This is a genomic window from Streptomyces sp. NBC_01551 (assembly GCF_026339935.1).
GTDB lineage: Bacteria > Actinomycetota > Actinomycetes > Streptomycetales > Streptomycetaceae > Streptomyces.
Genome location: NZ_JAPEPX010000001.1, coordinates 169520 through 195493, shown reverse-complemented (window position 1 = coordinate 195493; position 25974 = coordinate 169520). Strand labels below are relative to the sequence as shown.

16 protein-coding genes and 1 pseudogene are annotated in these 25974 nt (G+C 75.2%); 4 read left to right on the top strand and 13 right to left on the bottom strand.

Annotated elements, in window-relative coordinates:
- The first annotated feature begins 27 nt into the window (after window positions 1–27).
- Complete coding sequence (locus tag OG982_RS00700) at window positions 28–759, top strand: hypothetical protein (protein WP_266790720.1); 732 nt, start codon at window positions 28–30, stop codon at window positions 757–759.
- Window positions 760–1090: 331 nt separating this feature from the next.
- Here OG982_RS00700 and OG982_RS00695 read toward each other — a convergent pair whose 3' ends face one another.
- The 3 genes from OG982_RS00695 to OG982_RS00685 form a co-directional block, all read right to left on the bottom strand.
- Window positions 1091–1813 carry a zf-HC2 domain-containing protein gene (locus OG982_RS00695; protein WP_266790722.1) on the bottom strand — a complete coding sequence of 241 codons (723 nt, stop codon included), beginning with the start codon at window positions 1811–1813 and terminating at the stop codon, window positions 1091–1093.
- Window positions 1810–2406, bottom strand: a complete 597-nt coding sequence (locus tag OG982_RS00690) for a sigma-70 family RNA polymerase sigma factor (RefSeq protein ID WP_266790724.1) — start codon at window positions 2404–2406, stop codon at window positions 1810–1812. Before OG982_RS00690 ends, OG982_RS00695 begins: the two co-directional genes overlap by 4 nt.
- 99 nt (window positions 2407–2505) lie before the next feature.
- Window positions 2506–3504, bottom strand: coding sequence for a DUF1996 domain-containing protein (locus OG982_RS00685; RefSeq protein ID WP_266790726.1), 999 nt, complete (start codon window positions 3502–3504; stop codon window positions 2506–2508).
- 203 nt (window positions 3505–3707) lie between these two features.
- Here OG982_RS00685 and OG982_RS00680 point away from each other — a divergent pair, with 203 nt between their 5' ends.
- From OG982_RS00680 to OG982_RS00670, 3 genes are all read left to right on the top strand, one after another.
- A complete protein-coding gene (locus tag OG982_RS00680) occupies window positions 3708–4457 on the top strand; it encodes a DUF1838 family protein (protein WP_266790728.1) in 750 nt (249 codons plus the stop codon).
- 389 nt (window positions 4458–4846) lie between these two features.
- On the top strand, window positions 4847–6616 hold the full coding sequence (locus OG982_RS00675; RefSeq protein ID WP_266792305.1) for a S8 family serine peptidase: 1770 nt from the start codon (window positions 4847–4849) through the stop codon (window positions 6614–6616).
- A 223-nt stretch (window positions 6617–6839) separates the two neighbouring features.
- Window positions 6840–9602 (top strand): LuxR family transcriptional regulator, encoded by a 2763-nt coding sequence (locus tag OG982_RS00670; protein WP_266790730.1) that lies wholly within the window; start codon window positions 6840–6842, stop codon window positions 9600–9602.
- 159 nt (window positions 9603–9761) lie between these two features.
- On the opposite strand, the gene OG982_RS00665 is transcribed toward OG982_RS00670, so the two are convergent.
- The 10 genes and pseudogenes from OG982_RS00665 to OG982_RS00620 all read right to left on the bottom strand — a co-directional run bounded on the left by OG982_RS00665 (window position 9762) and on the right by OG982_RS00620 (window position 25969).
- Window positions 9762–10646, bottom strand: coding sequence for a glycoside hydrolase family 19 protein (locus OG982_RS00665; protein WP_266792306.1), 885 nt, complete (start codon window positions 10644–10646; stop codon window positions 9762–9764).
- Window positions 10647–10875: 229 nt separating this feature from the next.
- Entirely contained in the window at window positions 10876–11286 is a 411-nt protein-coding gene (locus OG982_RS00660; RefSeq protein ID WP_266790732.1) for a rodlin, read from the bottom strand.
- Window positions 11287–11642: 356 nt separating this feature from the next.
- Window positions 11643–11834, bottom strand: a complete 192-nt coding sequence (locus tag OG982_RS00655; RefSeq protein ID WP_037796998.1) for a DUF5302 domain-containing protein — start codon at window positions 11832–11834, stop codon at window positions 11643–11645.
- A gap of 175 nt (window positions 11835–12009) precedes the next feature.
- Window positions 12010–12231 (bottom strand): hypothetical protein, encoded by a 222-nt coding sequence (locus tag OG982_RS00650; RefSeq protein WP_266792307.1) that lies wholly within the window; start codon window positions 12229–12231, stop codon window positions 12010–12012.
- A gap of 50 nt (window positions 12232–12281) precedes the next feature.
- On the bottom strand, window positions 12282–13040 hold the full coding sequence (locus tag OG982_RS00645; protein WP_266790736.1) for an HNH endonuclease family protein: 759 nt from the start codon (window positions 13038–13040) through the stop codon (window positions 12282–12284).
- Between the two features lie 121 nt (window positions 13041–13161).
- Entirely contained in the window at window positions 13162–15312 is a 2151-nt protein-coding gene (locus tag OG982_RS00640; RefSeq protein ID WP_266790738.1) for a hypothetical protein, read from the bottom strand.
- Window positions 15309–18889: pseudogene (locus OG982_RS00635) on the bottom strand (DUF5682 family protein). The gene OG982_RS00640 and the pseudogene OG982_RS00635 overlap by 4 nt, the downstream one beginning before the upstream one ends.
- The gene (locus tag OG982_RS00630) at window positions 18886–20040 is read right to left on the bottom strand and encodes an AAA family ATPase (RefSeq protein WP_266790741.1); all 1155 of its coding nucleotides are present in this window, start codon (window positions 20038–20040) and stop codon (window positions 18886–18888) included. The pseudogene OG982_RS00635 and the gene OG982_RS00630 overlap by 4 nt, the downstream one beginning before the upstream one ends.
- A 134-nt stretch (window positions 20041–20174) precedes the next feature.
- Entirely contained in the window at window positions 20175–25118 is a 4944-nt protein-coding gene (locus tag OG982_RS00625) for a DNA-binding protein (protein ID WP_266790742.1), read from the bottom strand.
- On the bottom strand, window positions 25115–25969 hold the full coding sequence (locus OG982_RS00620; RefSeq protein WP_266790744.1) for a DUF4132 domain-containing protein: 855 nt from the start codon (window positions 25967–25969) through the stop codon (window positions 25115–25117). Before OG982_RS00620 ends, OG982_RS00625 begins: the two co-directional genes overlap by 4 nt.
- Window positions 25970–25974: the final 5 nt, after the last annotated feature.

Here is a 25974-nt window from a genome sequence, read left to right as displayed (position 1 = left end):
GCGTACCGGAGCGGATAGGTTCGTCACGTGCCGAAGCTGAATCAGATCATCGCAGTCGAAAAGGGCGTCAAGTCCAAGTCCCTCCAGGAGCTGACCCAGGCTCACCACGACGTCCAGAAGCCCGCCCTGCTGGCCGGCATCTCGCGGACGTACCAGCCCAAGGACGAGGAGGGCGAGCAGCTGCCGCCCGAATCCACCCGGGTCCAGGTCCAGGCGGAGGACGTGCTGCGCGCGACGGCGACCACGCTGACGCGGCTGTTCGACGTGACGGCGACCAAGGACTGGGCGAACCGCACGGCGGCCGCCGACGTCGTCGTCGACGGGAACACGCTGCTCGCGCAGGTGCCGGTCCCGTACCTGCTCTTCCTGGAGAAGCAGCTCACCGACCTGCACACCTTCGTACGCAAGCTGCCCGTCCTGGACGCCTCCGAGTCCTGGAACCTCGACCCGTCCACGGACGCCTGGAAGACGGATCCGGTGCGCACCATCCGCACCAAGAAGGTGCCGCGCAACCACGTCAAGGCCGAGGCCACGGAGAAGCACCCGGCCCAGGTCGAGGTGTACTACGAGGACGTCGCCGTCGGATACTGGACGACGGTGAAGTTCTCGGGGGCACTTCCCGCCCGCCGGGTCAACGAGCTGCTGGACCGCGTCGAGAAGCTCCAGCAGGCCGTCAAGTTCGCCCGCGAGGAGGCGAACGGCGCCGAGGTCACCGACCAGCGGGTCGGGGACGCGGTGTTCGGCTACCTGTTCCGGTAGCCCCACGATCGCCCCCTGGGAGCAGGGGGTGGCGCGAAAGCGCAAGCTGAAACTGATGTTGAAGCTGAAAAAGGGGTGTCAGCCCTTTCAATCTCAGACTCTCGCTCCAGTCTCAGTATTCGCCGCCGATCACCGGATCGACCGAGCGCGGACGGCCACCGACGGATGGGGGTTCAAGTCCCCTCTGCGCCTCTCTCGTGGCGCGGTAGTTCAAAGGCAGAACACGTCGGTATGAGAATGATCCGCGACTCTTAAACGCCGCCGGTGTGCGCAATTGGGTGGCAAGCAGGGGCCCGGGAGCTGGACATGCTCCCGGGCCCTGTCACGTCCGCTACACCCGTACGGAGACGAACTTGGTGCCGGCCTCGTTCTCGACCAGGACCTCCTTGACGTCGGCCGGGTCGACCGCCGCCGAGCCGTCCAGGGCGGCGCCCTTGCCCTCGCCGTTCTCCTGGCTGCCCACGACCCAGCTGCCCGCGCTGGTCCGCTTGCCGTCCTTGGAGATCACGACCAGCCGGCACCGCTCACCCGGCGGCACCCCGGTCACCGCGGCGTGCACCCGCACCCACTTCGCGGCGGGCGTCACCTGGACGGTCGCCCGCGCGCCCGTGACGTTGTCGGTCGCGGAGGCCACCTTGGTCCCCGGCACCGGGGTCGGCGCCGCCGACACCGTCGGGGACGGCGGGGGAGTCTGCGCCACGCTGCGCCCGTCGTCCGTGCCCAGCTGCGTGCCCGCCCAGAACACGGCGGCCAGCGCTGCCGCCGCCGCCAGTCCCACCAGGCCGCCGCCGCGGCGCCGCGCGGACGTCTTCTCGGCCCGCACCTGCCTCAGCGTGCGCTGGAGCAGCAGATCGCCGCCCTGCGGCGGTCCGTCCAGGAACGCCTCCTCGGGCACCTCGCCGAGCACCGCCTCCATCTCGCGCAACGCCGTCACCTCCTCCCGGCACCTCACGCAGCCGGTCATGTGTTCCTCGAGCCGGCGGACCTCCTCGTCGTCGAGGACGCCGAGAACGTATGGTCCGAGCAGCTCCTCCTCGTGCCGCTGCCGGTTCATGCCACCACCTCCCGCAGTCCTGCCGGCTTCTGCGGCGGCCTGCCCCTTCGTCTGTCGTCCCTGCCGCCGCTGTTCTGGAAGACCTCGCGCAAGGCCTTGAGCGCGTAGTGCGAGCGCGATTTGACCGTGCCCGCCGGAATGCCGAGGCGGTCGGCCGCCTCGGTCACGCTCAGCTGGCGGTAGTACAACTCCGTCAGCACGTCCCGGTGTTCCGGTGACAGCTGGTCGAGCGCCCCGAGCACGGTCATGGTGTCCACCACCGCGTCCGCGTGGTCCGCCTCCACCGGGGGAGTGGCCGCGGAGCCCGAGACCTCCGCCGGCCGGGCGGCCTTGGCGCGGTACCGGTCCGTGATGATGTTGCGGGCCACCGTGAGCAGCCAGCCGCGCACCGAGCCCTTCCCGTTCACCAGTACCTCGGAGTGCCGCCAGGCCCGGATGAGCGTCTCCTGGACGACATCCTCGGCCGCGGCACGGTCCCCGGTCAGCCGGGTGGCGTACGCGAGCAGGGCATGGCCGTGCTCCTCGTACACCGACCTGATCAGTGCTTCATCGGTCGAGCCCCGCCGAGTGCGGGGCCACAGTGGTCCGGCCATCTCACCCTCTCCGTCTTCCTCGCGTTCCGTGGTGCGGACAGAACACGCCACCCGCCCGGAACCGGTTCACGTGATGTACGTCACTCCCGCCGCGCGCCGTCAGATCCGGCAGCGGCGGCCCTCGTTGAGGCAGTCGACGACCCCCCGCATCTGCCGGTCGGTCATCACGTTCACGAACATCGCGTGGTCCGTCTTCGGGCTGTGCCGCTGCTCCGGGAAGGAGTCCATCGCGAGCGGCGCGCCCCGCGGCACCTCGTACGCGAGGGACAGCCGCAGTTCGGGCACGGGGAAGGTGTCCTTCGGGCAGATCCCGCCCGTGCCGGGGAACGCCAGGTGCGAGCGGTGTCCCGCGCCGGCCGTGTCCAGCCCGTTCCAGCAGCTGGGGAAGACCAGGGTGCGGGTCACGCGCTCGCCCGCCGGGCAGCGCGGGTAGCGGGTCGTCGAGCGGTCGGGGGAGCCCGAACAGCCCCAGCGGGCCCGGACGTCGGCGTCGGCGCCCGCGGTGTACGCCACCGCGTCCCCGGTCATCCCGCGCAGGAACCGCGGCATCGGCACCACCTTGCCGGCCGGGTTGCCCCGGAACTCCACGCTCACCGCGGTCTCGGGCAGGATCGCGCCCGCGTTGCCGTGCCCGGCGGAACTCTCGTGCGCCCCGCTGCCCGGCCGGTCCGTACGGCGCAGCACGGGCCAGTAGTACGTGGACCGGTCGCCCCCGCGGCAGCTCGTGGCTGCGGTGTCCAGCGTGGCGTCGGTGGACAGGGCGTCCGTGGACAGGTTCCCCACGTACGCGTGCGTGTGGTGGGCGCCGGCCTTCAGACCCGGCGAGACCACCAGGTTGTCCTCGTTGTAGTGGCCCTCCTCGTTGCGGCCGCACTCCACCGTCACCGTGCCCGTCGAGGCGTCGGGCCCGATGGGGCGCGGCTCGCCGGGCCCGGGCGGTACGTCACGTATGTCCACGTACTCCACTGCGGTCCCGGACCCGGCCGAGGCGTGCGACCGCGACCCGGCCACCCGCGAGGCCCCGAGCACGGCGGCGACCAGCCCGCCGCCCAGGACCAGGCAGACGACCAGTGTCAGCAGTCGGTGTTCATTCCCCATGGCGGTCACGGTTGCCGGTGTCCGCCATGCCCGTCAACCTGGGATCCGGATGCCGGGAACGACTGCCCAGAACCCGGTGCGCCGAACGTCTCGAACCGGCCTTGCCCGCGCCGTCCGCCGCTCCTCGAACTCCGCCCCGCACCGGCCCGGTTGGCCGGGCCGACGCTTGCCGTCCCCGACGGAGATCACGCAGAGTACGCGGTATGACACCCACGGAACTCTTCCAGGCCTTCGCCCGCACCCGCGCCTCACTGGACGGGAGCGAGGTGACCTGCTGGTGGACCGGTGACGTCTACTCCTGGGCGCCGGGCGAGCCGTACGAGCGGCTCTTCGGCTTCGAGGGGGTCAACGTCGCACGGCTCGTCCCCGACGAGGACGAGGGCGCCGGACCCGACGCGTACCGGTTCCTCAGCCGGGAGGCCGCGTTCTACCTCGACCCCGGCAGCCGCGAGATCCTGGAGACCTGGCGGGGCAAGCAGGTGGTCCACGTCTGGAACGACCCCGCGAACCAGCGGTGGCGGCCCTTCCCCGTCCCCATGACGCACCTCGGCGACCAGGTCTGCTTCAGCCTGGAGATCCCGCTCGCCTACCCCTCGCCGCTGCCCGTCGCGGACTATCCGGCCAATTCGGGCGACGACACGTACCGGGCGCTGGAGCTCTTCCAGTTCTACGCACCCGCCTCGGTGCTCACCACCGACGCGCCCGGCGTCCCCGCCTCCCTGTCGTGGACCCGGATGTCCCCCTGGCTGCCCTGGATGGAACAGGGCGCGCGGCCGGGCGGGCTCACCTTCCACTGCCGGGGCCGCAAGCTCGGCTCCTACGAGGAGGTCCCCGAGCGGACCCGCGCGTACGTCGCCGCGCACCACCCCGAGTTCGCGCACGCCCCGCAGAAGTGGGCCGAGCCGAACGAGACCAGCTGGACCTACTTCCGCAAGCTCAACCCGCCCGCATAGCCCCTGCTCAGGGCCCGCACCCCCCGCGTGGGGGGTGCCGTAGGGGCTCGACAAGGGTTTTCCCCGTATCGGGTTCATCCCCGCGTTGCCTACTGTCTGCCCACCGGCGATCTTCCCCCGCCCCGCGTGCCCCCGCACCAACCCCACATGGTGTGAAGCCGAGTGGCCGGGCGGATCGCCGGTAACCGCCGTTGCCCAGCCCCGCCGTCGCGGCCGGGCAACGCGGCGCGCGGCGGTGCCGGCGCGGGATTGACCACCCCGCGCCAGGCTCCGCGGCCGCCGGTTCACCTCCCACACAGCTCAGACCGGCCGCTCCGGCCTGCCCGGAACCGGCCGGCGAAGGGAACACCGTGCACGCATCGAGACGTCGGCTCATATCCGTGGTGGCCATGTCCGTCACCCTCCTCGCCGGTTCCGCCACCGCTTCGGTGGCCCTGACCCAGCCGGCACCCGCCCCGGCCCCGGCCGCCGCGGTCCCCGCCGGCAACGCGCCGGTCGAGAACCTCATCGTCGGGTACAAGTCCTCCGCCACGGAGGCCAGTTCCAACACCGCGGCCGCCGACGACGCCACCGCCAAGGGCAAGAAGGCCGGCAAGAAGGCGAAGTTCGACCGCCGCCTCGGTACCGGAGCCGCCCTCGTCAACCTGGGTGGTGCGACCGCCCCGGCCGACGCGGCGAACGTGATGGCCCAGTTCCGCGCCGACCCGGACGTCGCCTACGTCGAGCCGGACTCCCGCGCCTACGCCATGGCCGTCACTCCGAACGACACCGAGTACGCCAAGCAGTGGGACCTCTTCGAGCCCACCGCCGGCATGAACGTTCCGGCCGCCTGGGACAAGACCACCGGCTCCGGCGTCACCGTCGCCGTGATCGACACCGGCTACGTCGCCCACTCGGACGTCGCCCCGAACATCGTCGCCGGCTACGACTTCATCTCGACCTCCTCCGAGGCCCGCGACGGCAACGGCCGTGACGCCAACCCCGCCGACGAGGGCGACTGGAACGCCACCGACGGCGAGTGCGGTGTCGGCTCCAAGGCCAGCACCTCCTCCTGGCACGGCACCCACGTCGCGGGCACCATCGCCGCGGCCACCAACAACTCCAAGGGCGTCGCCGGCATCGCGTACGGCGCGAAGATCCAGCCCGTCCGCGTGCTCGGCAAGTGCGGCGGTGCCACCTCGGACATCGTCGACGCCATCACCTGGGCCTCCGGCGGCTCCGTCGCGGGCGTGCCGGCCAACGCCACCCCGGCCAAGGTCATCAACATGAGCCTCGGCGGCTCGGGCGCCTGCGGCACCAGCTACCAGAACGCCATCAACGCCGCCGTCGCCCGCGGTACGACCGTCGTCGTCGCCGCCGGCAACAGCAACGCGAACGCGTCCGGCTTCTCGCCCGCCAGCTGCAACAACGTGATCAACGTGGCGTCGACCAACCGCGCCGGCGACCGCTCGTACTACTCCAACTTCGGCACGATCATCGACATCGCCGCCCCGGGCGGTGAGACCCGCCGCGCCACGGACACGCCCGGCACCGTCACCACCCCCGAGAACGCGATCCTCTCCACCCTGAACGCCGGCACCACCACCCCCGGTGCCGAGACCTACAAGCCGTACCAGGGCACCAGCATGGCCGCCCCGCACGTCGCGGGTCTCGCCGCCCTGCTGAAGTCGGCGAAGAGCTCGCTGACCCCGGCCCAGATCGAGTCGGCGATCAAGTCCAGCGCCCGCCCGCTGGCCGGTACCTGCACCGGTGGCTGCGGCGCCGGTCTCGCCGACGCGGCCGCGGCCGTCGCCGCCGTGACGTCGACGACCCCGCCCGCCGGCAGCTTCGAGAACACCACGGACTTCGCCATCGGTGACAACACCACCGTGGAGAGCCCGATCACCGTCAGCGGTGTCACCGGCAACGCGCCGGCCACCCTCAAGGTCGGCGTGAACATCGTCCACAGCTACATCGGCGACCTCAAGGTCGACCTGGTGGCCCCCGACGGCACGGTCTACACCGTCCACAACCGGGCCGGCGGCAGCACCGCCAACATCAACCAGGTCTACACCGTCAACGCCTCCTCCGAGGCCGCGAACGGCACCTGGAAGCTCCGCGTGAACGACAACGCGGGCGGCGACACCGGAAAGATCGACTCCTGGAGCCTCAGCTTCTGACACCAGGCCGCCGTACTGCCGGGCCGAACTGACGGGCCGATAGTACGGACCAACCGAGTCCGCGGGCCTGCCGATACACCTCGTAGCGGCAGGCCCGCCGGGCTTTCCCGGCATCCGACTGAATTCTGCGTCACAATCAGGGTCCACTCGCCCCCCGACCTCGTATTGTCGCCTCTCACAGGAAAGGCACAGGAGCTGGGGACCGAGAGGCTGGTGGCTGTGCGTGGTGGCGGCGACGGGGAACGCTGACACGACCGTCGGACAGGGCGACATCATCGAGGCGGTCGACCGTGCGCTGACCACGCACGGCCGGGCCATCCTCACCGGACCCGCGGGCGCGGGCAAGACCGAGGTGGTCCGCGCCGTCGCGGCCGCCGCCGAGCGCCACGAAACGGTGCTCCGGCTCGCCCCCGAGGCCGCCGACCAGTGGATACCCGAGGCCGCGGCCGCCTCCCTGCTCTCCGCCGTCCCGCGCACCGCGCTGGAGCGCCTGGCCGGACCGCAGCGCACCGCCATCGCCCTGCTGCGCCGCGAGGCGGACGAGCCCCGCGCCGGCCGCGACCACGTCGCCCCGCGCCTCGCCCTCGTCGAGGTCCTGCGCACCCTCGCCGCCCGCACCCCCGTGCTGATCGTCCTCGACAACGCCCAGTGGCTCGACGCCGAGAGCACCGATCTGCTCCGGTTCGCCCTGCGCCTCACCCCGCCCCGCGTACGGGTCCTCGTGGCCGAATGCGTCCAGGGCGGCGCCCCCGTCGCCGAACCCCTCTGCGGCCCCGGCACCCCCGTGATCCGAGTGCCCCCGCTCGGCGCCGAGGAGATCGCCGAACTGCTCGTCCGACACGGCCTGCCCGCCCGCCTCGCCGGCCGCATCCACCAGGCCAGCGGCGGAAACCCCCGGCTCGCACTCGCCCTCGGGCGCTCCCTCGCCGAAGCCGCCGGGGCCCGCGACGGCGGCGCCCACCACGCCGACACCCTGCCCGTCTCCGGGCAGGCCCGCGAGGTCGCCCGCCGGCTGCTCGCCCCAGCCCCCGCCCAGACCCGCCGCACCCTGCTGCTCGCCGCCCTCGCGGCCCGCCCCACCACGGCGCTGCTGCGCAGGGCCGGCCGTCCCGACGCCGAAGCCGAGCTCGCGGAGGCGGAACGGGCCGCGCTGGTCACCGTGGGAGAGGACGGCGCGGTCCGGTTCACCGCCGGGGCCCTGCCGACCGCCCTCGCCGCCGACGCCGGCTGGCCCGAACGCGCCGCCGCCCACGCGGCGCTGGCCACCGCCGTGGACGACCCCGTCCAGGCCGTGCGGCACCGCGCGCTGGCCGTGGACACCCCCGACGAGTGGCTCGCCGCCGAGATCACCGAGGCCGCCGCGGCCTGCCGGCGCCGCGGCCAGCGCGCCCTCGCCGCCGAACTCGGCCTGCTCGCCGCCGAGCGCACGCCGCTGCGCCTGTCCGGGGACGAACTCGCCCGGCTCGTCGCCGCCGCCGAGGACGCCGGCTGGGCCGGCCGCGCCGACCTCGCCCGCCGAGCCACCCGCGCCGTGCTGGCCCGCGACGCCTCGCCCGCCGACCGGGTACGGGCCCGGCTCGCCGTGATCGACGCCGCCGGGCAGGCCCTCGCCGACCTCGACGAGACCTTCGCCCACGCCATGGCCGACGCAGCCGGAGACCCCTCGCTGCAGGCCGCCGTCCAGCTCCGGGTGGCCTGGAAGCACAACCTCAGCGACGGCGACCCCGTCCGCTCCCGCGACGCGGCGGCCGCCGCCGGGGCCCTCGCCGCCACCGGCGGGGACCAGGTCGCCGAGGCCATGGCCCTGACCGTACGGGCCCGGATGGGCCGCATCCTCGGCGACCGGGACGCCGAGGAGATCCTCGCCGAGGCGCTCGCCCTGCCCGCCCCCGAGGTGCCGCTCGGCATGCGCAACGCACCCCAGTACCTCGCCGTCCGCCACGCCCTCTTCGACGACCGGCTCGGCGACGCCCGCCGCCAGCTGCTAGTGCTGCTGCCCGCCGTCCGGCGCACCGGCTCCGCCGAGGACGTCTTCGAGGTGCTGCGCAGCCTCACCGAGGTCGAGCTGCGCGGCGGCCGGTGCGCCGCCGGGACCACGCACGCCCGCCACGCCCTGGAGCTGACCATCGAGGCGGGCCTCTCGCCCGGCCCCGCCTGGTACTGCGCCGCCACCGCCGAGGCGCTGGGCGGCAGTTTCGCCCGGGCCGCCGGATACGCCCGGCGCGGCATCCAGGCCTCCGAGGAGGAACAGGACCAGGTGTTCCTCTCCCGGAGCCTGTACGCCCTGGGCCTGGTCGAGCTGGCCACGGGGGAGGCCGCGAAGGCGGTCGCCACCCTGCGCCGGGTGGCGGAACTGGAGGACGCCCAGCAGGTGGTGGACCCGTCCGTGCTGCGCTGGCACGGGGAGCTCGCCGAGGCCCTCGTCGCCGCCGACGCCCCCGACGAGGCGGCCCGCCTGATCGACGGAGTCCGTACGACGGCCGAAGCGCTCGGCCGTACCACCGTCCTGGCCGCCCTCGACCGTGCCCAGGGCCTGTGTCTGTCGGCGCTCGGCGACGCGGAGGCGGCCGTGGCCCTGCTGGAGGCCACCGCGCTGCGGTTCGAGGCGTTCGGGCTCCCGTTGGAACGCGGCCGCACCCTGCTCGCGCTCGCCCGGGTGGAGCGGCGCCGGCGCCGCCGCGCCCCGGCACGCGCCGCGCTGCGGGCGGCCGCCGAGGTGTTCGACCGGGCCGGCGCGAAACCCTGGCTGGACCTGGCACGCGAGACCGCGCCCGAGGCCGCCGCGGCCCACCATCCCGGGGTGGCGGCGCTGACCGAGGCCGAGACGAAGCTCGCGCTCCTCGTCAGCCAGGGCGCCAGCAACCAGGAGGCGGCGGCCAAGCTGTTCCTCAGCGTCAAGACGGTGGAGTCCCGGCTGACCCGGATCTACCAGAAACTCGACGTCCGCTCCCGGGCCCAGCTGGCCACCGCGCTCCGCACGGGCTGAGGCCCGTCAAAGGCCGGAGCCCTTCGCGGCCGGAGCCCTTCGACGTCGGAGCCCTTCGCGGCCGGGGGTCGCCGCCCTCGCCGACCCGCGCCGCGCGGTCGTCCCGCGCGGCACCCTGGTCATCGTCGGCGGCGAGGGCGACGGCCCCCGGCGGTCGGATCAGCAGCTGAGGTTGTTCCCCGGCGTCACACCGAGCAGCTGTGTGAAGCTCTGGTACTTCGAGACGCGGCTCTGGACCTGGCCGGGGTTGCCGCCGTTGCACTCCAGGGAGCCGTTGATGGAGCGGATCGTCTCGCCGAAGCCCGCGCCGTTGACCATCGCCGCGTGCGCGGTCATCGTGCCCGGGCCGTTCTGGGTGTTCCAGTACCAGAGCGCCGTCTTCATGGCGACGGCCGGGTCCTGCTCGACGAGGTAGGGGTTGGCGAGCAGGTTGATGCCGAGGGCGTCGCCGGCGGCCTTGTAGTTGAAGTTCCAGCTCAGCTGGATCGGGCCGCGGCCGTAGTAGGCGGCCTGTCCCGCCGGACAGCCGTACGGCTGCGTCGCGTCGCAGTAGTGGGGGTAGTTGGCCGTGTTCTGCTCGACGATGTACACCAGCCCGCCCGTCTCGTGCGAGACGTTCGCTAGGAAGGCGGCGGCCTCCCGGCGCTTGACGGTGTCGTCGCCGGTGTTGGCGAAGCCGGGGTACGCCGACAGCGCGGCGACCAGGCCGTTGTAGGTGTAGAAGGAGTTCCGGTTCGGGAACATCTGGTTGAACTGGGCTTCGCTGACCACGAATCCGGAGGGGTTGCCCGGGTCCGGGTCCTGGCCACCGCCCCCACCGCAGGCACCCTGGTCCGACCAGACGCCCCACTGGCCGGTGGTGCCGGGCGTCTCGCCCTGCGTCCACCACTTGGCCTGCCAGTTGTGGCCGCCGTACGAGGCGGTCATGCCGTTGGTGTAGACGGCCGAGGAGGCCCAGGCGCCGACGCAGGCCGGGGCGGCCGCGGCGGACGAGGCGGGGAGGGCGATCGCGAGGCCGAGGGTGACGGCAGCGGCGGCGGCCAGGGAGAGGGCACGGCGGCGTAGCGCACGTATCACGTAACTGCTCCTTCGGTGGGGGGAGTTGCCGTGGGGGCGGCGACTACGGCCACTGAACCGAAGGTGGTCTGGACCTGTCAAGGTCTAGACCAAATGAATCCTTTGCTCCGCTCGCGCTCCGGGAGCCTGGCACCCGCCGCAAAACGCCGGTCCGGCGTGACGACGAAGGTCGTCACGCCGGACCGGAGGAAACGGATCAGCTGCCGGCGGAGAGGTTGCCGGAGAGTACCGGGATGTTGTCCAGGATGTGCGACAGGGGCTCGTCGCCCTTGGCCTGGGTGGAGTTCTCGGTGCACTGCTGGTTCTGCGGGTTCGACAGGACGTTGATGTCCTGGACGTTGATCGGGACGGCGCCGAGCAGCCCCTGCGCGTTCACCTTCAACGGCAGACCGATGCAGGGCTTGTTCAGGGAGCCCTGGACCACGTTGAGCTGCGGGCTCATGGCGCCCTCGGTCTCCTGGTTGCCGTAGATCTGCGAGGAGTGGTTGCCGTTGATCGTGTTGACGCCGTTGTCGTTGCCGATCGCCATCGCCGGGGAGGCGGCGAAGGCGCCCGCGCCCAGGGCGGTGGCGGTGATCGCGGCGGAGGTCATGAACTTCTTCAGCATCTCTGAGAATCCTTCTGTCGCATGAGTCGTTCCCCGGCGGGACATGCTGGTCAACTGCCACCACGACTCATGGTTATCGCCCGTCACCCGTGCGGCCCAACAACTCGCCCCCCATGCGCCGGAGGCGCCCCCCTGTCGTCGGGGTGGTCCGAGGTCACGGCGGCGATGGTCACGCCGAACCTGGAGGTGGGCCGCCCGGCGGGGATCGCGCGGTCGCCGTCACCCTCGATGATCGGCGCGGAGGTGTGGGGAGCCCGGGAACGACGCCGACCAGGCCGATGGGCCGGGCCGGGCGGAGTCGCCCGGTCCCGCCGTCGGGACGGCGAGACTGAGCTCCTCGACGGTGAGGGCGAGGGTCAGCCGGTCTTGCGGCGGACCTTCTTGTTCTTGCCGCCGGCGCCGCTGCTGGAGCCCTGCACCTTGGCCCGGTTCTGGTGGGCCTGCTGCGCGTGGGCGTTCGCCGCGTTGCGATCCAGCGCCTCCCGGAACTTGCGCTTGGCCGCGTCGGCCGGCGACTCGTCCTGCGGGGTGTCTGTTTCGTCAGCCATTTTGTCCTCCTGGGGTGATCAAGCCGTTTCAGTCTGTCAGCTGCCGTGCCCGCTGACCAGCGGTTTCCCGCCGGACGTGGCGGACGGCCGCCGCGACGGCACCGTCCCCGCGCCGGCCGCGCACCGTTCCCGCACTTCCTCCGCACGGGCTCCGCGCCGGCCGTCGCGCCCGGGATCAGGCGGGAGCGGCCGGTGCCTGGGCCCCGTTCCCCGCTCGGATCGCGGCCAGCGTGGCCCGGTGGAGCGTGTGCGGATCACCGTGCGGGAGCGGGCTGCCGCTGAGCGTGTACCACTCGTCCGCGTCGGTGTACTGGACCTCGAAGCGGACCTTGCCGTCCGGTCCGGCGACGGTACGGAGCGTGAGCGGTCCGGTGATGACTCCGACCTCGTCGGTCATCGCGCCGCCCGGCCCGGCCAGGACCTCGTCCCGCCACTCCTGGGGCGCGTTCACCGGGCGCACGTGTCGATCATGGTGGTCAGCATGGCTTTCTCCGGTTCGGTGACGGTCAGGCCGTAGTCGGACTTCACGGTGGTCCAGGCCCGCCCGTACTGGCACCAGCTGCTCTTGTCCGTCGGCTGCCACAGGTCCGGGCTCTGGTCGCCCTTCGAGCGGTTGGACGACGCCGACACGGCCAGCAGCTGCGGGTGGGTCAGGTCGTTCGCGAAGGCCTTGCGCCGGGCGGCGTCCCAGCCGGCGGCGCCGGAGCGCCAGGCCTCCGCGAGCGGCACCATGTGGTCGATGTCCAGCTTCCCCGCGTCGCCCAGCGCCGCCCCGTCGTACAGGCTCTTCCAACTGCCCGACACGGCACGGCACTCGGCGTCCTGCTTGACTCCGGAACCGTCCCGCTTGAGGACGACCTCGCGGGTGTCGCACTTGTTGCCCTGCTCGGCCCAGTGCGTGAACTTGTCCCGGCTGTAGCCGACCATGGTGCCCGCCTTGGCCACCTTCAGCCCGGCCAGCCGGGTGCGCGCCTCGGCGGCGGTGACCATGCCGGGCAGCACGTCCCCGGCGGCCGGCTTGCCGCCGGCCGCCGGAGGGGCCGAGGTCGGCGCGGACGCCTTCCCGCTCGCCTGCCCGCCCGGTTTGCCGTCGGCCTTGCCGTCCCCCTTGCCGTCCGCGCCGCCGCCGGAGCCGGCGCACCCGGACAGGCCCAGCACCAGCGCCACCGCCAGCGCGCCGCCCCGTACACGTATCTGACGTCCCATGACCCCACCCCGAGCAGACTCCGCACTCCGACCCGGGAAGACTACCCATATCCGGACATCCAACCGCCGGAAGGGCGGCGCCGCCCCGAGGGCCGGGGTCACACCGGGGGCATGCCCGGGATCACGCCCAGGACGCCGCCACCAACGACCGCTCCGCCGCCGCGAGATGGGCGGCCGCCGCCAGCCACGCCCAGGCGTACCGCTCGGCCGACGCGTCCGCGAGCCGGCCGAAGGCGTCGCGGGGCCGCCGGTCCGCCTCCGCGGTGAGCGCGGCGGCCAGCTCCGCCGCCGAGCCGAACCCGGACCGCCGCAACGGCCCGGCGAGAGCGAGCGGCTCCGCGCCGCGCGCGGCCTCGGCGACCGCTCGCCGGCCGCCCGCGACTCCCGTCTCCAGCAGCCGCCGTACCCGCCACAACGGGGAGTCGGCCAGCGGATCCGGACCGCTCGCCGGCGCGACCGCGGACGCCGGCACCTCTGGTACGAGGCCTTCGGCATCACCTGGGAAGTGCACGCCCTGGAGCCGGTCGTAGCCGAGGTCCGCCCGGCCGAGCCACTCGGGCGGCAGCCGCAGCGTGTACCGCGCCCCGGGTACGGCGCCCACCGCCAGCGGCCGCAACGTCGCGGCCCGGTCCAGGTCGGGGCGCCCCAGCACCCGCAGCTCCAGCCCCGGACGACCGGCGATCCGGCGCAGGTTGGCCGCGTGCGGCAGCTCCGGATGCGGATGGGCGGGCGCCAGCCGCAACAGCGGCGCGCCCGGGGTCAGCTCGCGGACCAGGACGTGGTCGCCGGATGCCCCGACCACCCGGACGTCGCAGCCCAGCAGACCCGGCTCGGCGTCCTCGGCGGGCATCGCGGCCACCGCCTCGGCCGCCGGCCGGGAGAACAGCGCCGCCGTCGGCCCCTCGCCCCAGCCCACCCCGCCCACCGGGGTCGCCCGCACCCCGCGCCCGGCCCCGAGCCGCCCTTCGGGGGAGACGGTCGCGCCGACGACGCGCAGGCCGCCGCGCGCGAGCCCGGCGTGGTCGAGCACCGCCCCGCCGAGCGCCACGGAGGCGGAGCCGGCGCCCCGGGCGCGGGCCAGGCCGCCGGGGCGGACGTCGGACACGGAGTAGCGCGCGCCGTCCGGGCCCAGCAGGTGCGTGACCACACCGCCGTACCCGGTGGCGGACAACACCGGCTCGCGGCACAGCCCGTACACGCGCAGGCTCCCGCCCGCCTCGTAGGCGCGGCGGACGGTGCCGACCAGGCCGGCGTCCGCCGCGCCGGAGGCCAGCAGCCCGGCGGTGTACAGCAGCTCGCGGAAGGCCGTGGTGAGCTCCGAGAGCCGCTGGGCGGCGCTGCGGTCGCGGGCGGCGCGCAGACCCCGTACCACCCGCAGGGCGGCGGCCTCGGCGCGCGGCAGCCCGGCGATCCGCGCGGTGTGCGCGGCCCGGAGCAACTCGGCCTGAACGACGGCGCCACCGGCGGTGACCCCCGCAGCCAGCGCCTCGGCAGCCGCCTCCCACAGCGCCCCGGCCGCCCGCGCCTGCGCGGCGGTAAGCCCCTGCCCGTCCCCACCCCCCGCCACCTCGGTCCGTCCGCCCCGCTGAACGACGAGGCCGCGCCCGGCCTCGCCTCCCACTCCAGCCCCGCCACCACCACCCCGCCTGGCGCCCGCGCCCTCCTCGGCGCCCGCGGCCGCCTTCGTGCCCCGCGCGGACACCGGCCCGGCGCCCGTGCCTGCTTCGGCGCCCGCGCCTGCCTGGCCGCCCGCGGCCGCCGTGGCGCCCGCGGCCGCGTTCGCGCCATGCGCGGACACCGTCCAGGCGCCCGCGTCCGCTTCGGCGCTTGTGCCTGCCTCGGGGTCCCGGTCCGGCTGCTGCCGGCCCTGGGCGGATACCGGTTCGGCGTTCGCGCCCGGCTCGGCCAGCGCATCCCCGTCCCGCTCGGCCAGAGCATCGGCATCGGCGATCGGCGCCGCCCCCAGAAGCGCCGCCCGGTGCAGGCAGCGTGGCGCCAGCAGGCAGGTGCAGACGGCCTGTTCCGCCTCCGTGACCGCGCCCGACGGCCCGGGCCGGAGCGTCACCACGGCGTCCTCGCCGAACCGGAAACTGACGCTCCCGTCAGCGTCCCGGACGGTACCGGTACCGGCACCGGCGGCGCCGGCACAGCCCTCGATCGCGGCGTCGAGCTTCTTGCGCAGCCGCGCGCTCAGGTTCTCCACCGCCTCGGCGAACACCTCGGGGGCGATGGCCGGCAGGGGAAACGTGTTCGACTCGTCGGTGGTGCTCAATTGGATTCTCCACGAAGGCGTTCGCCCACCCAGCGGGCGAGGGCGAGGGGACTGAGCGCGGCCACCGGCATCCCGGCCGCGACGAGCTGCCGCGCCACCGGCACCGAGTACCGCGGCGTGCCCGCGTCGTCGAGCGCGGCGCAGCCCAGCAGGTGGGCGCCGCTGGAGGCGAGCGCGCGGACCTCGCCGAGCAGCCCGCCGAGCGGCGCGCCCTCCTCGAAGTCGCTGACCACCACGACCAGCGTCCGGCTCGGCACGGTGATCAGCGAACGGGCGTGCGCGAGACCCGCCGCGATGTGCGTACCGCCGCCGACCCGGACCTCCAGCAGCAGCGACAGCGGGTCCTCGACCCGGTCGGTGAGGTCCACCACCTGCGTGGAGAAGGCGAGGAAGTGCGTGGACAGGGTCGGCACCCCGCCCAGCACGGCGGCCGTCAGCGCCGACCAGATGACGGAGGCCTCCATCGAGCCGGAGACGTCCACGACCAGGATCAGCCGCCAGTCGGCCTCCCGGCTCGCCCGCGTGCTGAACACCGGGCGCTCCGGCACGACCACCACCCGGCCGTCGTCCAGCCGCCGGGTGTGCGCGAGGTTGGCCCGCAGGGTCCGGGCCAGGTCGAGCCGGCCGCCGGGCCGGCGGGTCGGGCGCGGGGTGGCGATGCCCGACAGCGCCGGCCGCAGCCGGGTCGCCAGCTCCCTGGCCAGCTCGTCCACCAGCCGCTTGACCAGCGGGCGCAGCCGGGCGAGTTGCGCCTCCGGCATGCCCCCGGCCAGCGACAGGACCGAGGTCAGCAGCTCCACCGAGGGACGCACCAGCGCCGGGTCGAGCTGGGCCAGCACGTCCGTGCGCCCCGTGCCGGCCGCGTCGGCCAGCACCTCCTCCCGTACGTCCGCGCCGAACAGCGCCTCCAGCTCCGCCGACCACTCGCGGGCCGTCGGGAAGGAGGGGTCCTGGCCGCCGCCCGGGCCCGTGCCGCCCTCGACATCGGAGGCACCCTCGCCGCGCCCGGCGCCGTACAACTCGTCGAGCGCGCGGGCGTAGCGGCGCGCGTCGGCCGGAAGCCGGTCGCGCTGGCGGCCGAGCAACAGCCGCCACCGGTCGGCCGGAGCCAGCCGGCGATCCGTCGGAACGGGGCCGCGGGCAGCCCCGGCCGGCGCGTCGGCGACCGCATCCGCCTGCGCTTCCGTATCGGCCTCCGTGTCCGGGGCGGGCAGCGGCAGGGCCTTGAGCGCCGCGCGTCCGGCCGCGTCCGCCGCCGCCCACAGGGCGAGCAGCGCGGGCGGTGCCTCCAGCGACACGTCGATCCGGTCGCCGAGCCGCTCGGTGACGGTGTCCAGCAGCCGCCCGCGGGCCGCCGGAGCCAGTACGTCGAAGCCGCCGCGCAGGGCCGGGAGCCGGTCCAGGAACGCCTGGTCGGCGAGGCTGTCCACGCGGTCCAGCAGCGGGGTGAGCGCCGCCGGGGAGGACTGGAGCAGGGGGCCCGCGGCGGTGAGCAGGCCGCCGAGGCGACGGGCCAGGGCGCGCCGGCTCTCGGGCGTGACGGCGCCGTCGATCCAGCCGGCGGCGCGGCCCCCGAGTCCGGCGGCGGGATCCAGGTCCAGGAGCACCCGTACGGCCAGGGCCGCGCCCTGCATCAGCGGGGACGCGCTGTCGGCCAGTTCCGCCAGGGCGGAGTCGATCCGGAGCCCCAGGTGCCGGCCCGCGGCCCGGTCGGCGAAGGCCACCAGGGCGCCCGCGTCGGCGGGGTCGTCACTGCCGGCCAGGCCGGGCAGGGCCCGTACCGCCGCCTCCAGGAGCTCGCCGGTCAGCTCGGCGGCGGCCGCCCGGGCCCCGGCGGACGTACCGGGGAAGTGCCCGCGCCGCAGGCCTTCCAGCAGCGCGAGCGCTTCGAGGAGTTCGGGCAGGCCGGCGGTCTCGGGCAGCACGGCCGCCGCCTCGTCCAGTCGTACGTCGACCAGTTCGGGCAGGTCACACCGCGCGGCGGCGCCCAGCCCGGCCAGGATCTGCGCGGGCGTCGGGCCGCCCTCCGCGGTGGCCCGGCGTGCGATGTCACGCAGCGTCCCGGCGGCCGCCTGGGCGGCGTTGACGCCGCGGACCCCCGCCAGATCGAGGCGCGCGGGCACGGACGGCGTCCAGGACAGCCGCCACTTGGTGCCGAGGGCGGCGCCGTCGCCGGTGGCCGCCACGGACAGCTGCTCCCCGTAGGAGGCCCCGCAGACCAGCAGCCGTTGCAGCATGACCTCGCGACGGGCGTCGAGGGGCGAGCGCAGCGGGTCGAGCCGGACCTCCCGGGACGCGGGCTCCTGCGGGGACGGCAGCCTCAGCTCCGCCAGTTCGGCCTCGACGGAGGGCCCGAGCCCGGACCGCGGGGCGTGCGGGCTGACCCGGCCGCGGCCGGTCCCGACGAGCACCGCCTCCAGCGCGCGGGCCTGCGGCTGCCCCTGGCCGAGCACGGTGCTCACGGCCTCCAGCAGCTCCCCGCGCCCGGGAGCCGGCAGCGCCCGAAGCCCGGCCAGGTCACAGGCGACCCGCAGCATCTCGGCCGCCTCCCCGGTCCCGGCGACGTGCCCGACCCGGCGCAACTCCCGGCACACCCCGACGATGGCGACGGACGCGGCATCCCGCACCCGCTCCGGCACCCCACCGGCCTCCAGCACGGCCTGCTGCCAGAGCGGATCCCGAATCCCGGCGGGATACCCGGACCGCGAGTCGAGCAACTCGTACGCGTACGCGACGAGCGACGTCACGACGTCACCGCCGCCGGTACCGGCGGTGTCCGCGCCGGGGTTCCCGGGAGCGGGCCTGCCCGGAGCCGGTCCCGCGCCGGGGCCGGCGTCGGGGCCGGCGTCGCGCGGGGCCGGCACGGCCGGCCCGGCGGCGAAGCGCCGGCGGCGGGAACCGCCGCGAGGAGGGCAGGGGCGTGGAAGGCGCCGATGACGGCGGCCACGCGGCGGCCGCCGGACGCGGCGCCGGCGATGACCTCGCGCATGCGGGCCTCGCGGGCCAGGTCGGTGGCGGGGACGGGCGCGTCCGCGCGCAGCCCCCATCCGACGCCCAGCGCGGCGCGCCGGACCGCCTCCGGGGAGCAGCCCGGGGCGAGCACCTCCACCGCGCGGTCCCACAGGTCGTCACCGTCGCGCCCCGTCCCGGACGCGGACAGGGCGTCCGAGAACGGCCGCCGCCCCGGGACCGGGGCCTCGGCCCCGCCCGGCGCCGTCCACCCCGCATCGCCGAGCGGCAGGTCGCAGCACACGACCTCCGCCCCGCGCTCCCGCGCCCAGCGGATCGCCGCCAGCTCGGGGGAGAAGTCCGCGAACGGGTAGAAGGCCAGCCGGCCCTGCGCCCCGGCCCCGGCCAGCGCCACCGGCGCCACCGTCTCCGGGTCCGCCAGGTGCTCCAGCCACGGCTGGAAGTCGGCCGGCAGCTCCACGCAGACGACCTCCGCCCCCGCCTCGTCCAGCAGCGCCGGAACGACCGCCGCCAGCGCGGGGCTGTGGTGCCGCACCCCCAGCAGGTACGGCTCGCGGCTCGCGGCCAGCGCGTCCACCGCGGGCCGCGGATCGATCAGCTCCGTCACCGAAGGCTCCCGCGCAGGTCCCACAGCCGCCGCCACATCGCCGAACCGTCCTCCGCGCGGCGCCGCACCGGGCCGTCCCAGTACCCCAGCAGCCGCCCGTGGTCGGCCGGGTCGTCCTTGCGTACGACACCCAGCAGATGCCCCGGCAGCAGGTCCAGCACGTCCCCGCCCGGCAGGTACGCGGCCGCGACCCCCAGCGACGCGGCCACCTGCACCGCCTCGGCGGTGGACATCACCGTGCCCGGCCGCTCCACGTCCCAGCCCTCGGCGGAGCGCCCGGACCGCAGGTCCCGGAAGACCGTGACGAGCGCGTCCAGCACCGCGTCGTCCACCCCGAACGACGCCCCGGCCCGCTGCACCGCCGCGACCGCCTGCCGGCGGATCAGCGTGGCCTCCGCGTCCGCGTCGGCGATCGGCGCGACCGTCTCGAAGTTGAACCGCCGCTTCAGCGCGGCGGACATCTCCGAGACCCCGCGGTCGCGCAGGTTGGCGGTGGCGATGACCGTGAAACCGGGGGCGGCGGACACCACCGCGTCCTCGGTGGCGGTCAGCTCGGGCACGCTCACCCGCCGGTCGGACAGGATCGACACCAGCGCGTCCTGCACCTCCGGCAGACAGCGGGTGATCTCCTCGACGCGCGCCACCCGGCCCGTTCGCATCGCGGAGAGCACCGGAGAGTCGACCAGCGCGCCCGAACTCGGCCCCTGGGCCAGCAGCAGCGCGTAGTTCCAGCCGTAGCGGAAGGCGTCCTCCGTGGTGCCGGCGGTGCCCTGCACGGTCAGCGCGCTGGTCCCGCAGACGGCGGCCGACAGCAGCTCGGAGAGCATGGACTTGGCGGTACCGGGCTCGCCGGTCAGGAGCAGCCCGCGCTCACCCGCGAGGGTGACCACGCAGCGCTCCACCAGCGCCCGCTCGCCGACGAACTTCGGGGCGATCACCAGCTTGGCCGGCAGCCCCGCGCGGCGCCCCGGCAGGGCCAGTTCGGCGCCGTCGCTGCCGCAGACGAAGGTGACGACGGCGCGCGGGGTCAGCGCCCAGCCGGGCGGCCGCGGCCCGGTGTCCTGGGCGGCGAGGAAGGCCAGTTCGGCGGCGTACCGCTCCTCGGCCGGCATGACCTGCCGGGCGGGTGCGGGCTGTTCGGTGGTGGTCATCAGGGTCGTCCTCTGAGGTGATGCGGGAATTCGGATGTGAGGCAAAAGGGAGGGGCGGGCGCGGCGCACCCCGCGGGGCAACGCCGCGCCCACCGGGAGGGCCCGGTGTCAGCGCCGGGTGCCGGCGCCCGGTGTCAGCGCCGCCGCGTGCGGGTGCGCTTGACCTTGAGCTCCTCGAAGCGCGGCGCGTCGCCCTCCCGCACCCGCCGCCAGGCCCGCTCGTACAGCTCCGCGACCGGCTCGGTGGGCACCAGAACCCCCAGCGTCGGGTACCGGCCGCCGGCCGGCCCGTACATCGAGAGCTTCCACGCCTCCAGCGGCAGCACGGGCGAGGACATCTCGGCCCACCCGCCCGGCAGGAAGAGCGAGCGTCCGGCCCGGCTGCGGCTGGCCTCCACCACCAGGTCGGTGGCGGCCAGTTCGGCGCGGGCCGCCTTGAGGCGGGCCGGCTTCCAGCCCGTCCAGCGCGCGATGTTGCGGTCGGTCGGGTCGGGCATCGCGAGCAGCGTCAGGTACAGCGCCGCGGCGTCGGCGCCCAGCCCGTACGCCTCGGCGGCCTCCGCCACCAGCCCCGGGACGGAGCGGCTCGGATCCTGCGGCCACCAGGTGCCGTCCGCGTCCGCCTCGCCCGCCGCCGGGGCGCCCGGGTCGGCGAGCAGCCGGGCGAACGCCGGTTCGTGGACGGCCCGCAGCGCCGTCTCGACGGCGTCCGGCCGCTGCTCGTCCCCGCGCAGCAGCGGCAGGTACGGGTCCGAGCCGGTGGAGTCCAGCAGCGCCGGCCGCAGCGCGGGCTTGGGCCGGAAGTCGTGCGTGGGCAGGACGACCGCGCCGTAGCGCTCGTAGCCCGCGCCGGTCTCGGTCGGGTTCCCGGCCGCCTTGCGGAAGTCGGTCAGGTCGGCGTAGCCCCCGTAGCTGAGCAGCAGTTCGGGCGCCGCGAGCCGCTGTCGCAGGGCGGTGAGCACCGGCGGCAGGCCGGCGCGCAGCGCGTCGCCCGCGGGCAGCCGGTGGGCGAGCCAGGCGGCCAGGGCCAGCGAGCCCGTCAGCACGGCCGAGGTGAAGGGCCGTTCGGTCGGCACGGCCGCCTCGACGTGGTCGCCGACGACCTTCCAGGCCACGTCGGTGGAGAGCTCCGGGGCCGCCGCCGGATCGAGCAGCGCGGGCAGTCCGCGCTGTCCCGCCCAGCCGTGCCGGACGATCCGGGCGGCCTCGGTCGCCAGCCAGTCCGGTACCGGCGTGCGGCGGCCCACGCGCCGGTTCCACACCGCCGCGGCCGCGGCCACGTCCGGCCCCTCGCTCCACAGCCGCGCCGGGTCGGCGGGCAGCAGCGCCGCGACCACGGCCTGCCGCACGTCGGCGGCGAGCGCCTTGAGCTCGTCGCGGGCGTGGCCCGCCTCGGTCGCCTTGACGCCGAGCACCTTGCGCTCGTCCGCGGGCAGGAAGTTGCCCTGCCAGCTGTCGACGCGCGGCAGCCCCGCCACGATCAGCTTGGCCATCACACCCGAGACCCCGGTGAGCCGGGAGAACTCCTCGGCGGCCTCCGGGAGGAAGGGCGCAGAGCCCCGCTCGGCGGCCTCGCCGAGGAAGGCGGCCAGCCAGCCCTGGCCGTGCTCCCGCTCGCCGAGCGGGGCGTCACCGAGCGCGGTGTACGGGCCGGGGACGTCGAGGCGGCCGGTGGGGTCGTACAGCAGCGCCCCGAACTGGTGGCCGTCCGGCACGGAGGTGTCGTGCTCGGTCAGGCCGAGCACGGCGCCGCCGCCCAGCGGCAGCACGGCGCGGTGCGGCACGCTCCGCGCGAGGCCGTCGGGGGTGCTGAGGTGGCGCTGGTCGAGGTGGATCAGGACCCGGCGCCAGTGCGCGGCGGAGCCCTCGGCGCAGTCCAGGCCGAGCTCGTCCACCAGCTGGAGCAGGGCGACGAGCGCCGCGCGCTCCTCCTCGGACGTGCCGACGGCGACGGCCCGGTAGGCGATGGCCGCCGGGTGGTCCAGCAGCGGCGTGAACGGCAGCCCGCTGTACGGCAGAACGGGCATCTCGAAGTGCAGCCGGCCGGGCACCTCGGGCGCGTCCGCCAGGGCCCGGGCGGCGGCGAGCTCGCGCAGGAAACGGTGCGCGGTGTCGTTGTCCCCGCCCCAGCTGTAGTAGCCGGTGCCGGTCAGGCCGTTGAGGGCATCGCCGATCAGCCGGTCGACGGGCCCCCGCACGGTCTCGGCGACCGCCCCGGTCTCGGGGTGCAGCCGGGCGGCGACCCGGTCCAGGGACTTCTGCTGGGTGACCGCGAACCGCAGTGCCTCGACGACGCCGCCGATCATCTTCGGGTCCGTGACGCCCGGCAGCGCGGCGCTCACCAGGTCCGGCAGTTCCTCGGCCTTTCGGACCTCGACCGCGGCCTTGAGCAGCGCGCCGACGGTCTCCCGGTCGGCCGCGCGCAGCGCCGCCGAGGACTCGGGGTCGCGCGGGCGCAGCGCGTACCAGTGGTCGAGCGGCGGCAGGTCGACGCTGCCGGTGGCGTACCCGGCGGCCCGGTGGCCGTCGCGCGACTGGAGCGTGACCACCCCGTCGGGGTCGGCCAGGCTGACCTGGCGCCAGCGCGCGCTGAGGGCGCGTGGACGCTCGTCGCCGGGGAACACCAGGGCGGCGAGGGGCATGTCGTGGCCCTCGGGCGCGGTGACGGTGCGCCCCGCGAGGTCGCAGGCGTGCCAGCCCCGGCCGCGCACGTGCACGGGCCGCCAGCCGAGCAGGCCGTCCACGGGCGCGCCGAGCACCGAACCCTCGACGGTGGGAGCGGGCCGCAGCCGGCAGGAGGCCAAGGACAGCTTGGCGCCCTCGGGGTGCCCGCGCAGCGCGTCGGACAGGACGCCAGGCAGCGACCGGCGGCCGTGGGAGGCGCCGGCGGGGGCGGTGGGGTCGTACTCGCGCCAGCCCGGCTCGGGGGTCTCGGCGCGGTTGCGGTCCCATCCCTCCCACACCCAGTACGAGGTGCCGTCGGACAGCATCTCCCGCTCGGCGGGCAGCGCGGTGTCACCCGCGTGCAGGACGCCGGCGCCGGTGGCCCGCCCGCCGCCCGGCAGCGGCAGGGTGGTGGAATCGGAACGCAGCTGCCAGTGCCGCTGCCCGTTCGTGTCCAGGGTGAAGACGGCGTCGGGCGCGGTGTGCCAGTAGCCCTCCGTCGTGTTGGTGCTCCAGGACGACCAGAAGACGAGCAGGGCCCCGTCGACGTAGTGGAAGCCGTACTGGTACGAGTTGCCGCTCGGGGCGCGCAGGTCGTGCGTGAGGACGGCCCCGTCGGCGTCGAGGACACGGACCTGGGTCTGGTTGGCGACGATCAGGTACGGCCAGGCCTCCACGACGGTCAGGTCCTGCCTTCCCTGGCCGGGCCGCATCTCGGCGACCGCGCTCTCCCAGGCGGGCCACGTCAGTTCCTCCAGGAGGCCGGCGCGCAGGGTGCGCGCGAGGGTCTCCCCGAGGTCGGTGGCGGCTGCCGCGGCGACCTCCTCCGGGGCGAGCTCCAGCGCCTCGTACGGCAGCCAGGTGAGCCGCCGGATCGCGTCGGGCACCCCGGGCAGCCCGGCGGCCTTCGACGAGCGGGCGACCTCGCGCACCCACTCCGTCAGCAGCGGACGCCCGCCGGGCGCTGCGGCGACGCGGCGGACGATGTCCTCGCCGGCGTCGCTCAGGCCGTTCAGGGCCGCGCGGAAGGCGGGGTGGAACCGCTCGTCGGCGCCGAGGGCGACCAGATCGCGGCGCTGCTCGGCGCGGGCCCAGTCGCTCAGGTTCAGCTGGGCGTTGCCCTTGGGGTCGGGAGCGGCGACCGGGATCTCCAGCGAGAGGAGCAGGTCCACCAGGTCGACGTCCTGCACGGTCACCCGCAGGCCGTCCTCCCGGCCGGGCCGGGCCAGTTCGGCGCGCAGCCGCGCCGCGCTGCGCTCGACGATGTCGAGCAGGAACGGTGGGGTGGGGCGCTGCCCCCAGCCGGTGTGGCGGGCCTTGTGGAAGCGCTCCAGCCAGCCCGCGGTGCCGTCGGGGGAGCGCTCCTCGGCGGGCACCTGCTCCCCGGTCAGCCCCGCGGTCGCGCCGGACTCCTCCAGGACGTCCAGCCACAGGCCGGTGAGGTCGCCGTCCCCGCCGCCCGGCAGGGTCAGCCCGAGCAGGGTCCCCCGTACGGCGGGGACCCGGCGGGCGAGGGCGATCAGCGCGCCGCGGTGCGCCGTCCACCAGCCGTACGCGGCGCGCAGCGTGGCGGGCAGCGGCAGCAGCTCGGCGAGGTACTCCTGCTCGGGCTCGGTGCCGGTCAGCCCCGCGGCCTTGGCCAGGCGGCGCAGCTCGACGGCGACCTGCGCGGACGGCGCCAGGCCGCCCGCGGTGCGGCGTACGCACAGCCGGCGGAACCGCTCGAAGGCCTCGGCGGGGGAGACCCGCACCGCCAGCTCCTTGCCGTACCCGGTGAGCACCTTCACCGGCAGTGCTCCGGCCAGCGCGAACTCCAGGAAGGCCGCGTCCAGGCGCTCCTCGTCGACGGTCAGCCCGTGCTGCGCCTCGGCCTTGCGGGCACGGCTGAACAGCTGCCCGGCGTACGTGGTGTTCTCGACGGCCAGGAAGACCCGCGCGGCCTGCTCGTAGAAGACGGGAAGGAAGTGCGGGACGGCGGCGGCGAGCCGGCCGGCCATCTCCAGGCACGCGTCCAGCGCGGCCTTGGGCTTGGTCTTGGCCTGCCGGGCGGCCCGGTCGAGTTCGGGGACGATGGCGAGCGCGTGGTGCCCGTCCTCGGGGTGGTGCACCAGCACCCACTCGGGGAACCCGAGGGCCTGGCGCTGCCCGAGGCCCACCACGGGCGGCTCGCCCTCCTCGGGTACGAGCCCCAGGAACCCGGCGGCGAGGTCCTCGGCCGGACCGAGCTCGGCGGCCGCGAGCCGGACGACGACCCGGTCCTCGGCGAGCGCCGGGTGGCGGTAGGCCCGCGCCGTCAAGTCGACGGCCTGGGCGCCCGCGTCCGGGGTGCCCGGCGGGAGCACGGCGCCCGCCTTGAGGAGCAGTTCGGCCTCGCTCACGGCCCGGCCCTTCTTGTTCTCGGTGGTCGTGTTCACGCGTTCCCGCCCTCTTCGATCTTCCGGCCGGCGTACAGCGCCGCGGCCATCCGCATGCCCTCGGACCAGGCCACCGGTCCGACCTCCACCAGGCGCACCGCCCGGCCGTCCTCGTCGTGCCAGCTCAGCCCGCCGGTGGTCTGCTCGTCGTCGTAGTACGGCTCGCCGATCCACACCGACGCCTCCGTGGTGCGGCCGCCGTCGCGCACGTGGCAGGTGGCGTAGCCGCCGGAGACCCGGTAGCCGAGGCCGGTGGCCCGCGCCGCGAGGCTGAAGCGGTTGGGGAACACGCCGCCCGCGTAGTCCCGTACCTCGTTGGTGTTCTCCGGGAGCACCGCCGGGCGTTCCCAGGTCGCCCGGTGGATCTGCTCGACCCGCTGGGTGATGCCGAGTTCGGCCGCGAAGTCCCGTACGTCGTCCAGGTCGGGCAGCAGCACCGGGTGCGGCAGCGTCACCGTGCGCGGGGAGAGCCGTACCGTCTCGCCGTCGAGGTTGACCACCTTCAGCTCGCCGGACTCGGTGGCGTCCCGCAGGAAGCCCACCTCGTCCGGGTCGTCGCCGACGACGGCCATGTCGCGCAGGGCCTCCTGCCAGGCCTCGTCCCGCCACACCCGGGCGAGCAGCGCCGTCGGCACCGGCAGGGAGGACACCATCCAGGCGTCCACCTGCGCGACGCACGCGGCCGTGTGCCGGTCCAGCCACTCGGCGAGCTGCCGCAGCCGGTCCACCTCGGGGTGGTCCCGCAGTGCCTTGGGCAATGCCTTCAACTGCCGCCCCGTGGCACCGCGTGCCACCACGCGCCCGTCCACGAGGGCGATCTCGTACCCCTCACCCGCCGCCAGCCAAGCCATCAGCC